Source organism: Serratia sp. (in: enterobacteria), assembly GCF_051654945.1.
Lineage (GTDB): Bacteria > Pseudomonadota > Gammaproteobacteria > Enterobacterales > Enterobacteriaceae > Chania.
Map to the genome: position 1 here is coordinate 118174 of NZ_JBOFZA010000024.1, position 19837 is coordinate 138010.

Consider the following 19837-nt stretch of genomic DNA (forward strand, 5'->3'; position numbering starts at 1 on the left):
TCAGCGCACCTCCGGGTAACAGGCTGAGTGATAGTCTTCAAGCACTTGGGTCACTTTGTGGATCACCCAATCTTGTGGATCCTGGCTCAGCTCACCGGCATTCAAGGCCCGTGCCTGATCGGGTAAATACTGGCTGAGCAAGGCCAATGGGACTGGGTTGCGCCGTAAATTATCCATCAGCGTATCCACGGCCTGCTGGACCTGCGGCTGTGGCCAGTAATAGCGCACGCGATCGCTCAGGCTGTAATGTCGATCCAGATACTGTTGATGCGGGCTGCCGTGATAGTAGCGGCTCCACTGTTGAGGCTGTTCGCGCATCACCTGTTCAAGCGTGGCGCACAGCTGGGCCGAATGATGTTCCCCCAACCATTCACGTTCGATACGATCGAGGGCAAACAGCGCCTCACGTAGCGCAAAGGTGAGCGCCGGGCCCACTTTCAGAATGGCGAAATGGTCGCGCACCAGCTGTGAATAAGCCTTGGGTGTCTGGTAATCGGTCGAATGGGCTTCATACAGCAGCCCCGGCTGGCGTTCGATAAAGCGGCTCAGCGCCTGCGCCGCCTGCGGTTGGTAATGTTCGACGCTATGATGGTCGAACTCGACGCCGGGTTGCACCACCAACGCAATCACTCGCGGCCAGGCACTACCCAGCTCCGCCTGCTGCCAGGCATGGCGGTGCGCTTCCAGCGTGATGGAGACTGCCTGCGGCGTAGTAACCTGAATGCCTTGCAGCGTTTCCTGTGCGCCGCCTGGCACCGGCACTTCGGTGCCGATCACATACACCGGAGCTTCTCCACCCGTTTGCTGCCAAGCCCGTTCCGCTACCGCACATAAGCGCGCCGCTCGCTGTGCCACAACTTCATCGCCCAACGGGGTAGGATCGTCGGCGCAGGACATGGAGCAGTCGAGGTGGATCTTGCGAAAACCGGCGCGCACATAGTCGTCAATCAGGGTTTCCGACAGCGCCATCGCCTCTTGGGCCGGGCGATCTTGCCAGGCGTTGGGGCCAAGATGATCGCCCCCCAGCCAGATGGCGCTCCTCGGCAACCCGATGTCGTCCGCCATCTGCCACAGCGCATCACGAAACTGTGCGGCGGTCTGGCCGGTATAACCGCCAAACTGGTTAACCTGGTTTGACGTCGCCTCAATCAATACCGGGGTACCGCGTGCCTTTGCCTGCCGTAAGGCGGCCTGCAAGACCCAAGGATGCGCGGAGCAAACGGAAAATATCCCCACCGGTTGGCCGGCCTTGTGCTGTGCTACCAGTTGTAACCACTGCTGCATGAATCCCCCATGGGGGCGCCCTATTCGCGATCGGCTATCACCACATCTACGCCTAAATCGCTGAGCGCCTGCTGGTAATCTTGTGGAAGACGGCTATCTGTGATCAGCCGATGAATTTGCTCGACTTCGCGGATCATGCAAAAGCTCTTGCGACCAAACTTGCTGGCATCCGCCACCGCGATAATTTCACGCGCCACCTCGCACATCACACGATTGAGGTGTGCCTCACCGGGATGAGGCGTGGTGATCCCCGCAACCAGATCGAAACCGTCGACACCCAGAAACAGTTTGTCGAAGCGGTACTGGCGCAATTGCTGCTCGGCAGCCGGGCCATAGAGCGAATAAGAGTTCTGCCGGACGCTTCCCCCCAACACCATGACTTCCGTCCCGTCGTAGCCTGAAAGCTCATAGGCAATGTTCAACGCATTGGTCATCACCACCAGATCGCGGCGCGGCTTCAACCAGGGCACGATCTGGGCCGTGGTGGAGCCGGAGTCCAGGATCAGCGCATCGCCATCACGCACATAGCTTGCCGCCCGGCAGGCTATCTGTGATTTCACATCGCGGTTCAAACGCCCTTTGTCGTGTAGCGGGCGATCGAAGGCAAACTGCTGGTTGAGCATCGCCCCACCATAGGCTCGCAGCGCACAACCTTTGCGCTCCAGAAAGCGCAGATCGTTGCGGATCGTTACCGTGGAGACAGCAAACTGCTTGCTGAGCTGTTCCACCCGCACGCTACCGTGCTCGCAGAGCAGATCGATGATGTTTTCACGTCGTTTAGCGGTGTTCACTGGCATGAGCAATAGGTCCTCAGGTTTCCGGGGTTGACCGGGAGATGATGGCTTTCGCTCTACTGCGGCGCTATTACAACAAAGCGAAAGCAATGAAATTGTGATCGGGGTTACAGGGCAGTTTTAGCAGCAAATGGGGATAAAAAGCTTTCGGATCGAAACGAAATGAAACTATTTCCTCGAAGGGGGCGAGAAAAGTGAAATCTGCCGCAGGCCGATAGGGCGGCAGGTTAAGAGTATGTGAAAAATAGCACAGTGAAAGCGGCTTTGGCGGGCAGGGGCTAACAGGCTTTTCTTTCCTTAGGTGATCAACATCACAAAACCATTAATTGGTTCAGTTAAGCCAACCCACACCCAGGTGTGTCACCAGACCAACGACCACCAGGATCACGATCACGGCGATGGTGTAAAGCACAATGCGACGGGGGCTGTAAAAAGAAGACATGGCATTTCCTCATAATAAGTTTACTGGCGTTACTATCCGTTATAGGGGGCATTGCCGCCAGCACTAGTTGCCTTGGTTTTGATCAAAGTCACCTGGTCGGCGCCGATCGCGTCGTTGTTAACCTCTTGTCATGGCGACCAATCTTTCCTAGACTGGCACACAGATACTGGCAGCCCTGCCGGTACGTAAGCGTTAACGTCAATCAACGCATCTCGTCATGCACTAATGATTGGCTGCATGCCCGATGCGAGGATCTCATGCCCCAACCCGAATCATCCGTAAATTGTGCGGTTAAACGCAGTCGTTGGACGCGTGGCTTATTATTGGCCGGGATCATGCTGGTGGCCGCCAACCTGCGCGCCCCTTTAACCAGCGTAGGCCCGTTACTGGAACAGATCCAGCGTCAGCTGATGCTTTCTGCCACCGCCGCCGGATTACTCAACTCCCTGCCGCTGATCCTGTTTGCGGTGTTATCGCCATTGACCCCCGCGCTTGCCAGACGCATAGGGATCGAGCGCACGCTTGGGCTGGCACTGATGTTGTTGGTCGCCGGGATCGTGCTGCGTTCACAAGCGTGGGACGGTATGCTGTGGTTAGGGACGGTATTGATCGGCGCGGCCATCGCCTTTGCCAACGTGGTACTGCCTACGCTGGTAAAACGCGATTTCCCTCACCGGGCTGCGGTGATGATCAGTACCTATGCCGCCGTGATGTCACTGGTGGCTGCTATCGCCTCGGGTATGGCAGTACCGTTGGCAGCATTCAACGATAACGGCTGGCGTTTTTCGCTGCTGTGCTGGAGCCTGCCGGCGTTTATCGCTTTGGCGATCTGGCTTCCCCAGCTGAAACAGCGACCCACGCCGGTAGCCCGGACCGGCACACCGATGGCCGCAGAGACCTTTCGTTCCCCCTGGGGCAGCGCACTAGGCTGGCAGGTAGCCTTGTTTATGGGGCTGCAATCCATCACCTTCTACACCATTATCGGTTGGTTCAGCGCCTTTGCTGCCAGCCACGGCACCTCACCGCAGCAGGCGGGGTTCGAGCTGTTTGTTTATCAGATCGTGGCGATCGCTGCTAACTTCGTGATGGTGTTTGCACTGCCGCGCGCACGCGACCAACGGGGGATCGCACTGGTCAGTTCACTGTTGATCTTTATTGGCGTGGGCGGATTGCTGTTGCTGCCTGCCCACTCGCTTATCTGGCTGATATTTGCCGGGCTGGGTGCGGGGAGTTCATTGGTGCTGGCGCTGTCCTTCTTTGGTCTGCGCAGCCAACATCACCATCAGGCGACGGTGCTTTCCGGGATGGCGCAGTCCATCGGTTATCTGCTGGCTGCACTGGGTCCGACTTTGTTTGGGCTGGTACATGATTTGACGCAAGGCTGGACGGTGCCGTTGACGATCTTGCTGGGGCTGACCCTGTTACAGATGCTGTTCGGCATCCTGGCCGGGCGGCGCAAGATTATCGGCTGAAGCGGTAACAGCCTGATCTGCGGGCAACCAAAGATCTTCGATAAAGCGCTGTTGCCGCTCATTGAGCTGCCAGGATGGCGGCAACCTTGGCGTTTCTGCCAACTGGCTCTCTGCGGTGGGAATAACTGATTGATTATCCATCGACGCGTTGTTGCCCCTCACTACCCTGTTGCCAATTGGAAGCCGTAAGGCTTCCCCCTGAACATAGAGTAAATCATTGCTGACGATTTGGATTATCGTTATAAGCAATCGCTCCGTTAGGTATTATCCCTCAATCGCATATCAATCAATCTGTCGGATGGAATCTTGGCTGGCCTGGTGGCGTTCAGCCCCGATCAGCTCAGTCAGATGCCCATCACGCATTTGCAGTAAGCGATCTGCATGCTCAAAATAATGGTCGTCGTGGCTGATGGCAAAGACGGTTTTCCCCATTTCGCGCAGCTGAGGCAGTAACTCACGGTAGAAAGTACGGCGGAATTGGGGATCCTGATCCGCTGCCCATTCATCCAGCAGTAAAATATCCCGCTTTTCAGCCACCGCCAGCAACAGGGCCAAGCGCTTGCGCTGCCCTTGTGAAAGCTGCGGATTGGTAACTCGCGTACCGTCGAACTCCAATTTGCTTTTCATTTTCAGGCGGTGCAGCCAGGTTTCCACCAGTTCGGCGTCCGGCGCTTCCCCTTGCGGCCCCAGCAGGTGATGAAACTGATGGAAATCGGTAAAGATGGCAGAAAACAGGCGGCGATAGTCTTCGCGCCCGGCCGCCTCAATCGGTTTGCCGTCCAACAGGATCTGCCCGCTAACGGGCACATATAACCCCGTCAGCAGCATGGCCAGCGTCGATTTACCGCTGCCGTTGCCGCCAATCAGAAACACCAGCTCACCGCGCCGTAACGTCAGATTGATCGGCCCGACAGCAAATCCGGATTGCTGTTCACCCGCCGCATAGTGGAACGCGACCTCACGCAGCTCCAACGTTTGCCACGCCCTAGCCTGGGTTGGCGGAAATGTTGGTTCATAGTCCGCCAGTTTGAGCGCTTTCACTTTATTGAAGGCCACTTCGGCGGCGATCAGCGTCGGGAATGCCCCAACCGCCTGTAACAAGGGGGTACGCAGGAACAATAAGGTCAGGGAATAGGTCGCCGCCACGGTGGTGTTCGCCCAGCCCAGACTGTTTGCCATATAGAACACCAGGCCAATGGCCCCCAGCATCATGATATTCGACCAGTTAACGGCGCTGAGGTGGAAAGTATCTGCACGGATAATATGGTGACGATAATCACCAGCATCAGGCTGGTAAGCCTGCTGGAACAGCATTTTTGCCCGGTCACGGTTCAGCGCCAATTCTTTACGCCCGTCAATCGCCGCCTGATAATGCAGATAGAGCCGCTCCTCCGCTTCGCGCACGCTGCTCAGGTGGCTATAAACCCGCGATACCAGATACCAACTGCCCAAAATAGTGACCGTCACCCAGATCGCGGTCACGCCCAGCATGGCAGGCGACAGCCAGCCCAGATAGGCCGCCGACCCCAGAGTCAGGATCACCCCTTGAACCAATTCCGGCAGGCGGACAAAAGCAATGGTGATATTGCGGATATCGCTCGACAGGCTGGCCAGCAGCGAGGCACTGCCCAGTTGCTCCAGGCGCTCAATATGGGTATCCAGTATGCGTTTCACCAACTGCCCCCGCAGCCGGTAAACAAAATAGTGCCCCAACGTGGTCAACGCCAGTTGCGAACCGAGTGTGACCGCCATCAACAGAGCCAACAGACCAAGAAACTGTGGCAACACCACCAGCGGGTTGCCTGCCGCGCCCATCAGTTGCACGTTAATAAATGCAATGATGCCAATCCCCAACGCCGCACTGGCCATCGTTAACGCCATTACCGCCAGAAACGGCCAGCGATACTGCTGGAACACTACCCGTAACAACTCCATGAGAAACCCTACCAAAAATCATGCACTGGCGGGCATTGTAGTTGGCGAAAGCGTGATATCAATAACAATTCTCATTTTGTTTGGTCACCTGGTACTGGTCTGGCCTGGCCGTGCTGACCCAATGTGGCCCCATGAATAAATCACTTTCAGCGCTAGTCATGGTTGAAAGCATTATTTCTGGCATAATAAAAATCCCAAAAATAGAGAAAACTCAAGGCAACTTAAAACCCCTAGAGATAATCAGACTATCGGCAAGATGCGCTTAATAATGTCAAAATATATGCTTTCCACCCCCAAAAAACGTGGTTACTTTATGATCAGTTAAGTTATTTCGTTAAAATAAATAACCGTACAACGCCCCTTAAATACTAGCTACTTGATAATTTTTTAAGACTCATCCCAAATTAGTTTTACTATTTTGTTTGCTGCACCGGGTATTCAATGTTTAAATGAATCAATCACCAATCATATTTGCTTTATGTAACTTAGGGATAAGAGAATGAAAAAACGCAAATATCTCAGTCATATTGAAATTGAGAGAATGATCTCCGCCGTCCCGGACGGCATCAATGGTTGCCGTGATCGCTGTATGCTGTTGATGTGCTTTATTCATGGATTACGCGTCAGTGAGCTGCGGGGGCTACGTTTGGAGGATATTGACCTGTCTACCAATCGCTTACACGTCTCCCGTCTAAAGAATGGTTTTTCTGTGCAGCACCCTATTCAAATCCGGGAACGTATCGCGTTAGGCAGCTGGCTGGCAAAACGCCCAGGCTACCTGGAGTCGGATAGCCCGTGGCTGTTCCTTTCCCGCCACGGCGGGCAGATTTCGCGCCAGCAACTTTACCGCTTAATAAAGTCCTACGGCGAATTAGCGGGTATCGACGTACAGGTGCATCCCCATATGCTACGCCATTCTTGCGGCTATGCCCTGGCTGATAGAGGGATCGATACCCGGCTCATTCAGGATTATCTTGGCCATAGAAACATTCAAAACACCGTTATTTATACTGCCAGTAATGTTGAACGCTTTCGGGTAATACATATTTAACCCGGATAAGCATATCGACACCCACTGGCAGTACATTTTTACTTCGCCGGTGTGGCGGGTTGTGCAATATCCAATATTCTGACGTTATATATCATAGTCGAACCCGGCGGGATATCGGGGGGTAGGCCTTTATCGCCGTAAGCCAAGGCAGGAGGTACTACCATCGTTATACTGCCGTGATTTTGCAACTTCATGAGTGCAGATTTGAATATCGGTGGATAGCTGCTCAGTAACTGAGTGATCGAGGTGTCTGCCGCCGCCATGTCTTTGATGACCTTGCCGTTGATCAGGCTTTCTTTTACCACCACGCTGATCATGTTATCCGCGCTGATTGGCCCTTTGCCCGGCTTGTCGATACGGTAGAGATAGCCTAACGCCTCTTTTTTCACCTGCTTTTGCTTGGCAAACTGCTCGAAATAGCGCTTACCTGCCGCTTTGGTGTTTTCAGTTTGCTGCTTCTCATTTTGACGCAGGGCTACCTCGGTGGCACCCAACGCGCTTTCGATCTGTTCAGGCTGCAACTTGAGTTGACCCGCGAAGGTGTCTTGCACCCCCGCCAACGCCAGACGGTTGTCCACTTTGATGCCCTGTGACGCTCGCTCTTTCAGTAAGGCCAACATATCTTCCGCCAGGGAACTGCCAATGGCGTAGTCACGAATTTCACTCTTTGATTTTGGCTCGACGACGTCCTTGCGCAGCGCGGTGAGTTGGCTTTGCAGGCTTTCACTCTGCTTGCGGCTTTCATCCAAAGCGGCCTGTAAGGCTGGCGTAGCCTGCGATTTGGCGGTTAACTCTGCCAAAGCCTGCTGCGCCTGTTCGGACTGCTTACGGCTTTCGTTCAGTTCCGCCTGTAACGCCTTATTCTCCTGGCTACTGTCGTTGTGCGACTTAGCCAACGCATCCAACTGTTTTTGCAATGACGAGCTCTGCTGCTGGCTATGCTCAAGCGCCTGCTGCAACCGGTCATTGTTTTGTGAATTCTCGCTCTTCATTGCCGTGGCCGCGGCCAGATCCTGCTGCATCTGCTCCGTTGCCTGCAGGTTATCCTGCAGATTCTGCTTCAGTTGGCTAATCTCGGCGCGGGCATCCGCATCCTGCTGGGCGGCTTGACGCAGTTGCTTCAGTTCCTGGTCCCGCTGGCTGAGAGTGTCATTCAACTGATTGATTTTCGCCTGCAAGGTTTTCAGCTCAGTCATTGAAGCTGAGTCTGGCGCCAGGGGCTTTTTACTCGCGGGACGCCTGGTCGGTTTAGTGGCTTCCTTTTCTACCGGCTTGCGCAGCGCATCCATCTGCGCAGGGCTCAATAACAGCAGCGCCGGAGCTTCATCCACCTTGCTGGTGATCGTCTCCAGGGAACGGAGAGTGCTGGCTCTATCATCCTTGAGTTGATCGGCAGCAAACGCACAGCCCAACGGCAACGTCAGGCTCAAGGCCAGACCATATTTCAACCCCTGCTTCATTTCACACCCTCCACTCTACGGATCAGTCCGTTAAGAACATCCCGCCCGATCTCTGCACATACCTGATTGGTTTTATACTTGTAGAGAGCGTCTAACGTATCCTTGGTGGACGAGTTCACTTCGCCACGCACCGCACTGTAAACCGAGGCATTTTTTACCAGGCTGTCAAAACTGGCCTTCCTGGCGGCATAGGCCTGGGGGCTGATGGTTTGCAAGGAAGCAAGTTCACTCTGGCACCGGCTCATACGAGTGGGCTCTGGCGGTGGGGGTGGAGCCGCAACGACAACAGGCTCCGCAGGAGGTGTGACAAGAGAGGTGACCGGGCTTTCATTCGCGCAGCCGGCCAACAGCAAACCGTTGCTGATGATCAGACTGGCAAGCAACCGCTGCCGGTATCCGCGGATTTTCTGAAGCTGTTTCAAATTTTATTCCTTCCTGGCTGGATAATGTCCTTCACCGCCGTACTAACAGGCACTCATACTGGTGATGGATTGTTCCGCTCGTTCTGGGTTGCCCCCCAGGCCATACTTACTGACGGCACCGTGGGGCTAAGCTCAATTTCCAACCAATAATCGCACAACCTAACTCACTAGGAAATATTCTTTCTCAACGAAAATAGTTCGCTGTCATTTTTAACCTGTAGTTTGCGCATGGCACTGCATTTATGCGCGCTGATGGTTTTGATGCTGCGATGCTGCACTTCGGCAATCTCCCGCAGGCTCATCCCGCTGAACAAGGAGGTCAGTACATCATTTTCACAACGGGTGAGATTATTCAGGCTGGAAGCATTATCGGGATCGCTACGAGCCAGGTAAGAGCCAATCAGCGGGCTTAATACGCGCTCGCCGTTGAATACCCGATGAAAGAACTCCCCCACTTGCGGCAGTTCATCCCCACGGGAGACCAAACTGATATTGGAAGCCTCAAGCAGTTTGCACAAATCTTCCCCTTTCTGGCTGCTGGTATAAACAATGACCCGCAGTTCAGGCTGCTGTGTACACAGATTCAACAGGATATCGCGGCCCTGTTCTGCGGTTTCATTCAGGCCATTGATTTCGGTGACGAGAATATCAACCGGCTGATACAGCACCCCTTCGGCAATCGCTGCCATGCTGGTTTCCTGCAGGGTGATCTCAGTGGTGGCATTGAGCGTGCCGATAAAGCAGGACAATCCAGCCAATGTGAGCGGGCTACGATCCATCAACGCCAGGCCGAGCGGTTTTTGTGATAATGGTTGCATATGCTACTCCTGTATAACTATCTCGCTTATTCCATCCAGGGAACGGGGCATATCGACAGCAAGCTTACCGGACGAACGCCGGGCCGGTTTTTGCCATCCACTTGCCCTGCAAATAGAGTTCGCCATCATTCTGAAAGCCCAGTTTATGCATGGCATTGCGCTTATGCGTACTGACGGTGCGCACATCACGATGCATCATCATCGCCGCCGTGGTCACGCTTTTGCCGGAGAACAGATAGGCCAAGACGTCCAGTTCGCGAGCGGTCAATGCTTTGTTGACCGTCGACTGATTGGTGAGCAATTGCCTGACCTTATGGCTATAGCTGCGGCGGCCCGAGATAACCTGCTGTACGCATTGTGCCAGCGCAATGGCAGGCTCCTGCTTGAGAACCAATCCTTTGATCCCCGATGCAGTCAGTAATTGCAATACCCGTGGATCGTCAAGTGCGGTACAAACGATCATCGATGTGGTTGGCCAGTGTTCCAGACACTGCGCAATCACTCGCAAGCCATCCAACACCGACTCTTCTTCACCGCACAGTTCCATAATCAGCAGCCTGGCCGGGCGATGGCGCATAATCCCAGGGATTTGCGCCAGATTGCTGACCCGCTGTACTCCGTCCGTCAAGCCACAGGATTGGGCCAAAATTGTTCGCATACCCAGCGCCGTGATGGGGCAAGACTCCATCACGATCACGCCCTCCCCTCTTTGCCCGTAGGGACTGGGGTAATGTGCACTTCCTCTCTGATAGGCATGAGCCGTAGTCATTTTGATTCTCCCATTTCTGCCGAATTCCCTTTTTTACTTCCTTGATAAATTGGTGTGCAAAAATGTCACTTCATTCCCCTATTTATTCACCGGGGTTATCTTTATTATTTTTATTCGCCAGTAGCCAAATGCAAATAGCCAGGCTACTGGCGTTTGCAATAGCCCCGATTTGCATACCCGTTGCCTGGCAAACCGTGGCTTGACATTCATCGGGTATAAAAACCGCTCATGAATCGCTCTGCCATTAAGAAAGTGGGGCCAGGCTTTCTTATGGTATTGAAGGTGTTATACCGTAATCAGTGGTAAACGAACCCTACTTGTACAGCAGTGCTGATACTACCTGGCTTGACACCGCCTTGCGCAGTATAAGCACGAGCCTTCAGATCAAAGGTCGCCACGTCAGCAACTACAGGGGCATCCATGGTCGAACCCGTGCCTAATTTGCGGGTTTCGCCCTTGTCAGTCAGGTGAATCTGAATTGCATCTGCATCACCACCGCTGTTCTTATACATTTCAATGTCTTCATCAGCTGGATCGCCAGTGAAGGTGGCTGTAACTTTGGTTGTTGCAGCTGGGCAGTCTTTCAGCGTCAATGAAAACTCTTTAAAATCAGTATGGCTTTGCGGATTTGCCATACTCGCCGCTTCAATAGCTTTACCTCCATTCAGTTGAACTTCAATATTGCCTTTGCCATCAGTCACAACCTGGCATGGTGAAGCTTTAACCGTCCCGTTAATATTTAACGTTACATTTGCCGATGCAAAACCCGTGAATCCCATTCCCCCCAGAGCCAAGCACAGAGCAGTCGCTTTAAACATTCCTTTCATATCCATTATAATCTTCCTTTCCTTTAGTTAGCACATAATTACCATTTACAACAATAAATTATTAATAAAAATCAATCCAATCGAACATTGAGAGTGGCAGTGGCATTAAACTCACCGACCCTAGGAGGCTTCCCGGTCGCGCTGATTGGGTAAGCGGTAAAACTGGTACTGCCAGTACTATTTATTTCACCCAACCCCTTCATATCAACCTTCAACAAACCATCAGTTGAGTCACCTTCTTGACCGACCGGGGTAGGTTTAATGGGCCTATTTTCTTTATCGATAAATCTTATAGCGATATCCTCATTTTCGGTGCCGTCCGACTTATTAACCGTCTTTAATGCGTCTTTAATATTCACATTAGAGTCCCCTTTAAGCGACAAGAAGACTTTCACCCCGTCAGAAATATTATTGCATTTCATGGTAATCTCTTTGGTAAACTCTTTGTTAAAGCCAGTTGGCTTCTGCCCCGGAGCAACCTTGAAACTGTCGGACATGATATCGCCAAAGGGTATCGAAATAGATGAAACGGAAAACTGGCAGCTTTGCTTCACCGTCACTCTCCCTGACATTGATACCGAAGCAACTGGCGTGGAACCTCTGACACTAGGATGTGCAGAAATATAAATATTCAGAAATGTCACAGACGGTATAACCGTCTCACCCACAAATGGTTTTAGAAATAACAGATTAACTGTACCAGTACTACCGCTGGCATAATCTATATCTTCACAACTATCATCCCATTCAGTCCACTTATTACTAAGTTTAGTGAAAGGTGCATGAACCTGTGTGTTTTCATAGCCACCACCAACATTAACTTTCGAAGCTACGGCAAGCCTGCCATCAGTATTCGGCAAGAGAAAATATTGCCAACCATCTCTAGTTCCTTCGGATTTTGTCAACAGAGATTCAGCAGTGATGTATGACTCGTTCATCTTGCCAGTCGCATCACATTTACAGTTAACCCGATAGCCACCTTTCTCCCATTTACCATCGGCTGCATTCTGCACCTCGTGTCCAATTATATTCTCAAATGGGTCAGTTATATTTTTTGTAAAATCAAATTCATACCGATGAGTACCGCCACTAACCAAATTACACTCGCCGATCCCTAATGCTAGTGCCTGCTGAGTTAGCCCCAAGCCACCGAGCAAGGTTAAACCCCGTACTATGAATTGTATTTTTTTCATCTTTAAAGCCTTTATAAACATTGGCCATTCATCAAACGTATACCGGCGCTTTCTTTCTGTTCCGGCAGGCTATAAGGTACTTGGCACTGTTGACCAGCATCATTACCCCACTTCACATCCAGCATCCCGCTACCGGACATACCGGTAAGGAAGACCTGGCCGCCATCGCCAACAATACTGGCGTTGTTGCCCTCACCGTTGCTATCAGCCACCGTGGCACCAAACGGCACCGATGCGCCGCCCCGCATTAGCAAGGTCATCAACACACGTTCACCGATATTCGGCTTGAAGTCGGCACGTACGATGGCACCACGGGTTGGGATCACTGTCTGGCTGTTCAAGGCCATATCGACATCGTCCGGCAGCGTGGTGGTATCGACTGAGATAGTATTTTTGCGGTATGCCGAGGTATAGGGCACTACGGCGTAGCCACGCCAGTCGGTAGTTACCCCGGTCTGGTTGGCAATGTTGATGTTTTTGGCACCCGGTGCTTTTACCAGTACCGCCGTTTCACTCAATGATTGTGATAACGTCAGGCCGTTTTCGTGCAGCAGAACCCCCCCCTTCACACCATAGTTAACGCGCTGCAAGGAGTGGTCATAACCATATCCTACGTTCACCTGCCCCAAGCCACCGCGATAGTCAACGCTGACATTACCATAGGCACCTGTGCCCCCGCTGGTGTAACCCTGGCTGATGCTGTAGTTCAAGTTGTCATCTGGCAACGCAGAACCGCCAAGCCCAACCGAGTTACTGGTGCTGCCATTGCGGCTGCTATTCAGGTTATAGTTGGTATATGCGTTTGGTAGCCATTTGCTCAGTGGTACGTTGATATTAAAGGCAAAAATATGGTCGTCATTCTTGTAGCGATCGCCGTTGCTACCATAGGCATTTTTACTGTAGCTATAGTTCAAACCATAGCTGATGCTATTCCAACTATTGTTATAGCCAACACTTGCCGATTGGGTACGACGGTTATCATTCCAGTAATCCTCGTTGTACAGGCGGAGCGTCAGCGCTCCCGCGCCTTTCCAGAGACGTTGGCTCAAGGACAGCTCGGCACGACTCTTCCTATGATTATTGTATGGTGACGAAAGACCGTCGGTATAACTATCTAGCGTTTCCTGCAAGGTGTAGAAACCCGCCGTTGAATAACGATAACTGGCCAGACTGAAACTGGTGCCAACTTCGGCAAAGCTTTTGCCATAACGCATACGCCATGATTGACCACTCTCTTTGTCACGCTGGTTGGGTTTTGCCCAAGCCTGGGTCACATCGGCGGAAAGAGCTCCAATGGTTCCCATATTTTGCCCCCAGCCAACGGAAACGGCTTGATACTTGCTGGCTGCCTGCCCCCCCCCATAGAGAGTCGCGCCCCAAGGCAGACCATACATCGCCGTACCTTGAGTAAATGGCGTATCGTTGACATTGTTGTTTGACGAGCGATATTGGCCACTGGTCAGGCTGTATTTGAAGCGCCCCTGGCGTTGCAATACGGGAACGGAAGCGAACGCCACTACCGTGTTTTGTTCACTACCATCGGCCTCTTTGATAGTAACGTTCAGGTCACCACTACCCGCGGTCGGATAAAGATCGGTGATTTCAAAGGCTCCCGGTGGAACATAGCTTTGATAAATCACGTAACCATTCTGACGAATGGTTACCTGAGCGTTGCTACGGGCAATGCCACGCACCGTAGGCGCAAAACCTTTCAGACTATCAGGCAACATTTCGTCGTCCGAGGCCAGTTGCCCCCCACGGAAAGGTACGCTGTCAAAAATCTCGCTTGGTGAAGAGCTGTCACCCAGTATCAGTTGACTCTTCAGCGCAATGATATCGCGTTGCAAATAGGTGTTGATGGACTCCCAATGGTTTTCACCATCGGAGTTACGACTCCAGGTCGAATAGTTACGCAGACGCCAAGCACCGAGATTGATGCCGGAACGCAGATTGAGATAGTAACTGTTGCTACCTGTACTATCGCTGTTTCTAGCAGAACTATTGGCACCGCTAAAGTTATAGTTGACCAGCAATGCCGGGATGCCCTGATCCCACTTGTCAGGCGATACATAGCCACGAACTACCGAATTCAGTGCCGCCTGCGGAATACTCAATTCCAGTCGTTGCTGGTTAAAACGGAACGTAGCCGACGCATTGGGAATTGCCTGTGCCAAATCGACACAAGAACCAGCGGCCAAAATCGCTGGGAAGGAGGCGATCTTAACCCCTATTCCTTCCAGCATCTCTGTACTCAGACAGGGTTGCAGACTTTCTTCACCTGCCGCACTTTTCTGCAAGGAGAAATCGAGTTCCTGAGTATCGATCATCGAACCGTTCAGATAGACATCGACTCGATAGTTACCGGGAGCCTGATTCAGACCGTCTTCAAAAACCGTCAGGTCGACCCCTTGCAGAGAAGGACTGCCAAGTTCAAGCAGCGCCGGGTTAAAGTAATCGCGGGCCTGAACACCACCGGGGATCCCCGTCAACATGGCAATCTGACACGAGATCAGCCACGCCAGTGGGGTACGGTTAAATCCACGAGAGCTTATACTCTTCGGGTTTTTCATCCACTTAACTCCATTTATCAGCCGCGCCAGCAAATTCCGGCAAGCTACGTCCTTTCCCTACTACTGCCTGTTGCAGGGATTAACTTTATTTATTCTGGTGAGTGCCTTACAGACTCCCGATAAACGATTCACTGACGCCGCCATAATCGTTAATGATTTGCCAACTTAGTGCGCTACCACTGCTGCCGGCTGGCAGTTCAAAACGTTCGCTAGACTGTGGGGCAACCATGGTGGCGCTCTTCACCAAACTGTCGTTAATCTTGACCTTGAAGAAGGTGATGTAATAGGGTGATGAATTAGTCACCTGCAACGCATTGCCACTTCGCTGCCAGCTCAAGCCCTTGGCTGCCTGATCCAATGAACCCGCTAAACCCGGTGGCCGATAAATAAGCTTTATACTTGTCTTAATCGCGATTTGCAGAGTGTTACCCGCATCTTTACTCCCAGCTGGGATAGCTTTGACATGCAGCCAATAGAGTGACTCTTTATCGCTGGGTAATTCACCGCCAGCCCGCACCACACGCAGAATATTGCTTTGCTCGGCATCCAAGCGGAATAGCGGTGGGGTAATAATAAATGGGGCTTTAGCGTTAGTTCCTTTCAAGGACGAATCGACCCAAGATTGAACCAGATACGGAACTTTATCCGGGTTATTTAACCCCAGAGACGCCTCTTTCTGGCTGCCATCATAAATCAAACGAGTACCGCCGATGACAACGCCTGCCTGCACCTGGGCACCAACTGTAAATAGTAACGCCGCCGCTATTGCGCTCCGCCAAACTTTCATTTCTTGTTCACCCACTTAAACCATCGAGATAGAAGCCAGGAGAGGCTTGCGCCCCTCCTGACCAGAGTTTTATGCCATCCACAAAAAGCAGGACGGATAAAGCTTATGGGTAAACAATAGTGAAGTTGGTTACTGCATTAGCTGAACCTGCACCTACAGTTGCCGCTGTTGCATAATAACGAGCGACAAATTTCAAAGAGTTGGTACCAGCTTGCAGTGTATAAGGCGAAGACTCCTGATGTAGAGGAACCACTTTATCTTTGGCATCAGAGATCTGGATACCTACGCCAGTCGCTACGCCAGTCGTGCCTGCACCGGTAAGCGCCAGAACTGTGTCGTCACCAGCAACGCTGATGCCATCAAAACTTACGGTCGCGGTGCTAACGGTGGTTGGGCATTTTTCCAAAACCAGTTCAAAGCTTTTAGATGCAGCAACATTATTAGAGGTTGAACCCGCACCGGTAAATGAATTGGTTGCAATGGTCCCCATAGGCACTTTTTGGTCTTTGCTGCCGGTAATATCACAAGCATCTGCAGTGATTTTACCTTCAAAGTTAACGGTGCCGCTTGCTGCGGTTACTACTTGGGTGGTCAATGCGGAGGCAGTCAATACGGTGATGGCGATTAGGTTCTTGTTCATGCTACTTTCCTTTAAAATAATGCACTTTAGACGCGCACTTGTTTATTTTTGACATAACCCTATGTCATTCCTTTTTATTTAGCTCAGAGACTGGAGACTACCTCCGCAAATAGCGATTGGGCAGTATTGCTACCCCAGCCAAACGATTCATTTTGAACTAAAGTGACTCCTTTGGTTAAACGTGCCACGGATGGCCATCAGTAGAGTTCTCATCAAAATATTGAACTATTAATAAATGAAATTTTAGAGTTATGGACTAGGAGGATTACTACTGACTTTTTCGCATGATTTTTTTAGGGAGCGAGATCAGAAAATGCTTGGATTTAGCAAAGGAACTGCCAACGAAAGAAAACACTACAACACATTGTTATTAAAGAATTTTGCGAGCAACACCCAATTATCAAGTAGTTAGTATTGACATTATTTGGGTCTATCCTTAGAGTATGTTGCAATTTAGTTCAAAGTGACTCATTTGACATATTTACTCCTTGCCAATCACCATACTTCCTTAAACCTTCTGGCGTTACTTGCCGTATATAACACCGTGTTCTGAATATTTCTGTGGCCTAGATAATCCTGAATCAATCGCGTATCGATCCCACGATCCGCCAGGGCAAAACCGCAGCCATGGCGCAGCATATGGGGATGCGCATTAACCTCCAGGTTAGCGGCCTCGCTATAGTTACGAATTAACCAGTAAATACGTTGCCGCGAGAGACGCGACCCCCGATTAGAAAGAAACAACCATTCGCTATCTGCACCACGGTACTGCTTTCTCTTTGCCATCCAACGCTGTAAACACTTACGTTCACGAACATACAGAGGGTGAACCGTTGAGAAACCGTTTTTCAACCGGTGGATATAGATATTGCCACCCTCAAGATCGATATCTGACAGCCGCCAGCTATTGATTTCACTTACCCGACATCCATGAATAAAACACATCCAAATCAAACAGTAATCACGCTCAGGGTTTTTACCCCGTAGGGTCGCCTCAAGCAACTTTTCTACTTCGGAAGGGGTTAAATGTTTACGACTGGTCATAATACCTCATTACTTTTCACCAAAAGTTTGTGGATTTTTCCTCCTTTTTCATTTCCACAACGGTTTTCAGGGAACCAACTCCCTGTTTTCGGATAGCATCCTGAATCCAGAACCGAGTATAACCGATAAACACTCATGTAACATCCGGGACATAATAGCTCTTCGCAGCATCGCTGCCCGGTTAACCTTGAGATAAAATTGCCACCGCAAACCGCTAACAAATGAAATAATAATTTAATTTATCAAATGAAATGGATTTAACCAGAATGCAAGCATCAATATGCTAGCACCCTAATCAAATTTCACAATAATCTGACAGGTTGATTGTGACAAGTTTTTAACAACCTCCGAACACATAAACATAATTAAAATCAATAATGGCGGGTGAGTAAATAACTGGAGAGGGAGTAATATACATTACTGTTACTTATGCCAGGCTGAGATGAAATGGATTGTGGATTGATAATTACAGGGGATTGAGTGGAATTAAGAGAAAGTACACGAATAGACAAATGAAATAGTCAATCGTTCAGATAATAAAGGGTACCTGGCGATACCCTAAAAAGAGTTGCGATTAGCGTGGTTAGACCGTCAATCCCCCATCGAGGATCAGGCTTTGGCCCGTCATATAACGGCTGTCATCACCAATCAAAAATGCGGTGGTGCGCGCCACTTCGCTGGCTTTGCCGAGGCGGCGCAGCGGGATTTGCTTGCGCAGCGCCTTCAGCGCCTCCGGTGGAATGGCCTGCGTCATCTCGCTTTCTATAATTCCTGGCAACAGGCAGTTCACCCGGATACCAAAACGCGCCACTTCCAGCGCCAGGGATTTCCCCATGCCGATCATCGCCGCTTTGCTGGCCCCATAGGCCGTTTGCCCGGTGTTGCCCTTGATACCCGTCACCGAAGACATCAGCACCATCGCCCCCTCCCCCTGTGCCATCATCGCCGGCAGCAGATGGCGGTTCCAGTAGAAAATGGCGTTGAGATTGGTGTCGATCACCTGCCGCCAGCGCTCACCGGTTTGCTGGATATGCAGGTCATCCAGCGTGATCCCGGCGTTATGGATCACCGCAAAAGGCGCACCATGACGAGCCAGCAGCTGCGGAGCCACAACATCTACCGCCTGTTCGTCGCTGCCGTCACACACGCAGCTTTCCACCCAGCCCGATAAACCGGCGCAGGCTTCCTTCACTGCCGACTCCGCCTCCGAGCCACTACGGCAGGTAAACACCACGTTCCACTGCCTGGCCAGCTCTTCCACCAGCGCGCGGCCAATGCCTCTGCTACCGCCTGTCACTAACACCCATTGTTTTGTCATAGGATCACTGTTGCGCATCGGCCAGGCTTTGGCAGAGTTCACCCAGCGTCATATTCGGCTTGTCGATGAACATTTCGGCAGTCAGCGTGGCCCCAAACTCGCGTTTGGCCAGCACCATCAGCTCCACGTAGTCCAGGCTGTCCAGCTTCAACTGATGTAGCGGCATCTCCGGTGCCAGATCGCTCATCTCGAGATCTTTGGCATCACAAATCATTTCACTGACGGTGTCATAAACCTGTTGGTACTTTTCCATGATGATATCCCTATGGTTAATTATCGGCCAATGGCCATGTTTTTAAGGTTACCGAGGTGACGAGCAGCGGGTGCCGCTGCGTTCTGGCCTCGATCACCGCACGTAACGCAAACCCGCTGCTTCTGTCCCCGATAATCAACATCGGCTGGATGGTGTAATACAGCCGATCTTCGGGTTCAAACAGCCTCGCGGGGTTAAATAGGCGGGCGCTGAAGTGAGTTTCATGGTGCGTCTGCACCACCGGGATCTGGGCAAATACCTCGATCAGCGTGGCAGCCTGGAGTTCCGGTAGTGCGTTCGTCAGCGCCGCCAACGTCTCCGGGGACTTGACCAGCAGTTGGAACAGCAGGGCATCAAAGAAACTCCACGCCTGTGTAGCTTCCGATGCCTGCCCCGGGAAGGGCTGGCAGAGCGCCATCACCTCCGTCACGGTCAACGCATGCTCGTGTTCGGCAGTCACCAGTTCCAGCGATCGGGCCGGAGCCAGTTTGCTGTTGAAGCAGCTTTCCTGTGTGGCGCAGTCCAGCAACTCACCGGTGATCTGTTTGCCGTTGCTCCCGATCTGCAAGTAATACGGCGTCTCGCACAGCACTGGCCACCGCATGCGGGTGCTGAAAACATAAAAATCATGTTCCGGCGGGGCTGAAAGCAGCGTCGCACTCAAATGGCGTTTCATGTCCAGCATCGCCCGCATCCCATGGACGCTCAGTTGATCGGCCCCCATTTTGCGGACGTGTTGCAGATCAAAGTGGATCGGG

Annotated in this window: 19 protein-coding genes; 2 read left to right on the forward strand and 17 right to left on the reverse strand. The window is 51.8% G+C overall.

Annotated elements, in window-relative coordinates; all coding sequences use genetic code 11:
* Complete coding sequence (locus tag ACRDCA_RS02000; protein WP_438688079.1) at positions 1–1284, reverse strand: D-tagatose-bisphosphate aldolase, class II, non-catalytic subunit; 1284 nt, start codon at positions 1282–1284, stop codon at positions 1–3.
* 20 nt (positions 1285–1304) lie between these two features.
* Positions 1305–2081 (reverse strand): transcriptional repressor AgaR, encoded by a 777-nt coding sequence (gene agaR / locus ACRDCA_RS02005; protein WP_438688080.1) that lies wholly within the window; start codon positions 2079–2081, stop codon positions 1305–1307.
* Between the two features lie 696 nt (positions 2082–2777).
* On the opposite strand from agaR, the gene ACRDCA_RS02010 reads away from it, so the two are divergent.
* Entirely contained in the window at positions 2778–3992 is a 1215-nt protein-coding gene (locus ACRDCA_RS02010) for a CynX/NimT family MFS transporter (protein WP_438688081.1), read from the forward strand.
* Here ACRDCA_RS02010 and ACRDCA_RS02015 read toward each other — a convergent pair.
* Positions 3942–4133: a hypothetical protein gene (locus ACRDCA_RS02015; protein ID WP_438688082.1), complete on the reverse strand. Its 192-nt coding sequence runs from the start codon at positions 4131–4133 to the stop codon at positions 3942–3944. The two genes, ACRDCA_RS02010 and ACRDCA_RS02015, sit on opposite strands and share 51 nt — an antisense overlap.
* A 141-nt stretch (positions 4134–4274) precedes the next feature.
* Positions 4275–5927, reverse strand: a complete 1653-nt coding sequence (locus ACRDCA_RS02020) for a multidrug ABC transporter permease/ATP-binding protein (protein WP_438688083.1) — start codon at positions 5925–5927, stop codon at positions 4275–4277.
* 499 nt (positions 5928–6426) lie between these two features.
* On the opposite strand from ACRDCA_RS02020, the gene ACRDCA_RS02025 reads away from it, so the two are divergent.
* Complete coding sequence (locus ACRDCA_RS02025) at positions 6427–6978, forward strand: tyrosine-type DNA invertase (RefSeq protein WP_438688084.1); 552 nt, start codon at positions 6427–6429, stop codon at positions 6976–6978.
* A gap of 38 nt (positions 6979–7016) precedes the next feature.
* Here the strand turns inward: ACRDCA_RS02025 and ACRDCA_RS02030 are convergent, their stop codons facing one another.
* The 13 genes from ACRDCA_RS02030 to ACRDCA_RS02090 all read right to left on the reverse strand — a co-directional run.
* A complete protein-coding gene (locus tag ACRDCA_RS02030; RefSeq protein ID WP_438688085.1) occupies positions 7017–8438 on the reverse strand; it encodes an FKBP-type peptidyl-prolyl cis-trans isomerase N-terminal domain-containing protein in 1422 nt (473 codons plus the stop codon).
* On the reverse strand, positions 8435–8860 hold the full coding sequence (locus ACRDCA_RS02035; RefSeq protein WP_438688086.1) for a hypothetical protein: 426 nt from the start codon (positions 8858–8860) through the stop codon (positions 8435–8437). The genes ACRDCA_RS02030 and ACRDCA_RS02035 overlap by 4 nt, the downstream gene beginning before the upstream one ends.
* Positions 8861–9027: 167 nt before the next feature.
* Positions 9028–9678: a LuxR C-terminal-related transcriptional regulator gene (locus ACRDCA_RS02040; RefSeq protein WP_438688087.1), complete on the reverse strand. Its 651-nt coding sequence runs from the start codon at positions 9676–9678 to the stop codon at positions 9028–9030.
* 64 nt (positions 9679–9742) lie between these two features.
* A complete protein-coding gene (locus tag ACRDCA_RS02045) occupies positions 9743–10336 on the reverse strand; it encodes a LuxR C-terminal-related transcriptional regulator (protein WP_232785416.1) in 594 nt (197 codons plus the stop codon).
* Between the two features lie 407 nt (positions 10337–10743).
* Entirely contained in the window at positions 10744–11280 is a 537-nt protein-coding gene (locus tag ACRDCA_RS02050) for a fimbrial protein (protein WP_438688088.1), read from the reverse strand.
* 65 nt (positions 11281–11345) lie between these two features.
* The gene (locus tag ACRDCA_RS02055; RefSeq protein WP_438688089.1) at positions 11346–12467 is read right to left on the reverse strand and encodes a fimbrial protein; all 1122 of its coding nucleotides are present in this window, start codon (positions 12465–12467) and stop codon (positions 11346–11348) included.
* 11 nt (positions 12468–12478) lie between these two features.
* The gene (locus tag ACRDCA_RS02060; RefSeq protein WP_438688090.1) at positions 12479–15037 is read right to left on the reverse strand and encodes a fimbria/pilus outer membrane usher protein; all 2559 of its coding nucleotides are present in this window, start codon (positions 15035–15037) and stop codon (positions 12479–12481) included.
* A 106-nt stretch (positions 15038–15143) separates the two neighbouring features.
* Complete coding sequence (locus tag ACRDCA_RS02065) at positions 15144–15824, reverse strand: fimbrial biogenesis chaperone (RefSeq protein ID WP_438688098.1); 681 nt, start codon at positions 15822–15824, stop codon at positions 15144–15146.
* 103 nt (positions 15825–15927) lie between these two features.
* Positions 15928–16464, reverse strand: coding sequence for a fimbrial protein (locus tag ACRDCA_RS02070; protein ID WP_438688091.1), 537 nt, complete (start codon positions 16462–16464; stop codon positions 15928–15930).
* 495 nt (positions 16465–16959) lie between these two features.
* Positions 16960–17508 carry a tyrosine-type DNA invertase gene (locus ACRDCA_RS02075; protein WP_438688092.1) on the reverse strand — a complete coding sequence of 183 codons (549 nt, stop codon included), beginning with the start codon at positions 17506–17508 and terminating at the stop codon, positions 16960–16962.
* A gap of 583 nt (positions 17509–18091) precedes the next feature.
* The gene (locus ACRDCA_RS02080) at positions 18092–18826 is read right to left on the reverse strand and encodes an SDR family oxidoreductase (protein ID WP_438688093.1); all 735 of its coding nucleotides are present in this window, start codon (positions 18824–18826) and stop codon (positions 18092–18094) included.
* A 4-nt stretch (positions 18827–18830) separates the two neighbouring features.
* Positions 18831–19079, reverse strand: coding sequence for an acyl carrier protein (locus tag ACRDCA_RS02085; protein ID WP_438688094.1), 249 nt, complete (start codon positions 19077–19079; stop codon positions 18831–18833).
* A gap of 16 nt (positions 19080–19095) precedes the next feature.
* The coding region (locus ACRDCA_RS02090; RefSeq protein WP_438688095.1) for a hypothetical protein at positions 19096–19837 on the reverse strand (742 nt) is incomplete at its 5' end.

Coding starts and splice junctions, on each gene's coding strand:
- ACRDCA_RS02000 (WP_438688079.1), bottom strand. CDS start 1,284: ATGCAGCAGTGGTTACAACTGGTAGCACAGCACAAGGCCGGCCAACCG.
- agaR (WP_438688080.1), bottom strand. CDS start 2,081: ATGCCAGTGAACACCGCTAAACGACGTGAAAACATCATCGATCTGCTC.
- ACRDCA_RS02010 (WP_438688081.1), top strand. CDS start 2,778: ATGCCCCAACCCGAATCATCCGTAAATTGTGCGGTTAAACGCAGTCGT.
- ACRDCA_RS02015 (WP_438688082.1), bottom strand. CDS start 4,133: ATGGATAATCAATCAGTTATTCCCACCGCAGAGAGCCAGTTGGCAGAA.
- ACRDCA_RS02020 (WP_438688083.1), bottom strand. CDS start 5,927: ATGGAGTTGTTACGGGTAGTGTTCCAGCAGTATCGCTGGCCGTTTCTG.
- ACRDCA_RS02025 (WP_438688084.1), top strand. CDS start 6,427: ATGAAAAAACGCAAATATCTCAGTCATATTGAAATTGAGAGAATGATC.
- ACRDCA_RS02030 (WP_438688085.1), bottom strand. CDS start 8,438: ATGAAGCAGGGGTTGAAATATGGTCTGGCCTTGAGCCTGACGTTGCCG.
- ACRDCA_RS02040 (WP_438688087.1), bottom strand. CDS start 9,678: ATGCAACCATTATCACAAAAACCGCTCGGCCTGGCGTTGATGGATCGT.
- ACRDCA_RS02045 (WP_232785416.1), bottom strand. CDS start 10,336: ATGCGAACAATTTTGGCCCAATCCTGTGGCTTGACGGACGGAGTACAG.
- ACRDCA_RS02050 (WP_438688088.1), bottom strand. CDS start 11,280: ATGGATATGAAAGGAATGTTTAAAGCGACTGCTCTGTGCTTGGCTCTG.
- ACRDCA_RS02055 (WP_438688089.1), bottom strand. CDS start 12,467: ATGAAAAAAATACAATTCATAGTACGGGGTTTAACCTTGCTCGGTGGC.
- ACRDCA_RS02060 (WP_438688090.1), bottom strand. CDS start 15,037: ATGAAAAACCCGAAGAGTATAAGCTCTCGTGGATTTAACCGTACCCCA.
- ACRDCA_RS02065 (WP_438688098.1), bottom strand. CDS start 15,824: ATGAAAGTTTGGCGGAGCGCAATAGCGGCGGCGTTACTATTTACAGTT.
- ACRDCA_RS02070 (WP_438688091.1), bottom strand. CDS start 16,464: ATGAACAAGAACCTAATCGCCATCACCGTATTGACTGCCTCCGCATTG.
- ACRDCA_RS02075 (WP_438688092.1), bottom strand. CDS start 17,508: ATGACCAGTCGTAAACATTTAACCCCTTCCGAAGTAGAAAAGTTGCTT.
- ACRDCA_RS02080 (WP_438688093.1), bottom strand. CDS start 18,826: ATGACAAAACAATGGGTGTTAGTGACAGGCGGTAGCAGAGGCATTGGC.
- ACRDCA_RS02085 (WP_438688094.1), bottom strand. CDS start 19,079: ATGGAAAAGTACCAACAGGTTTATGACACCGTCAGTGAAATGATTTGT.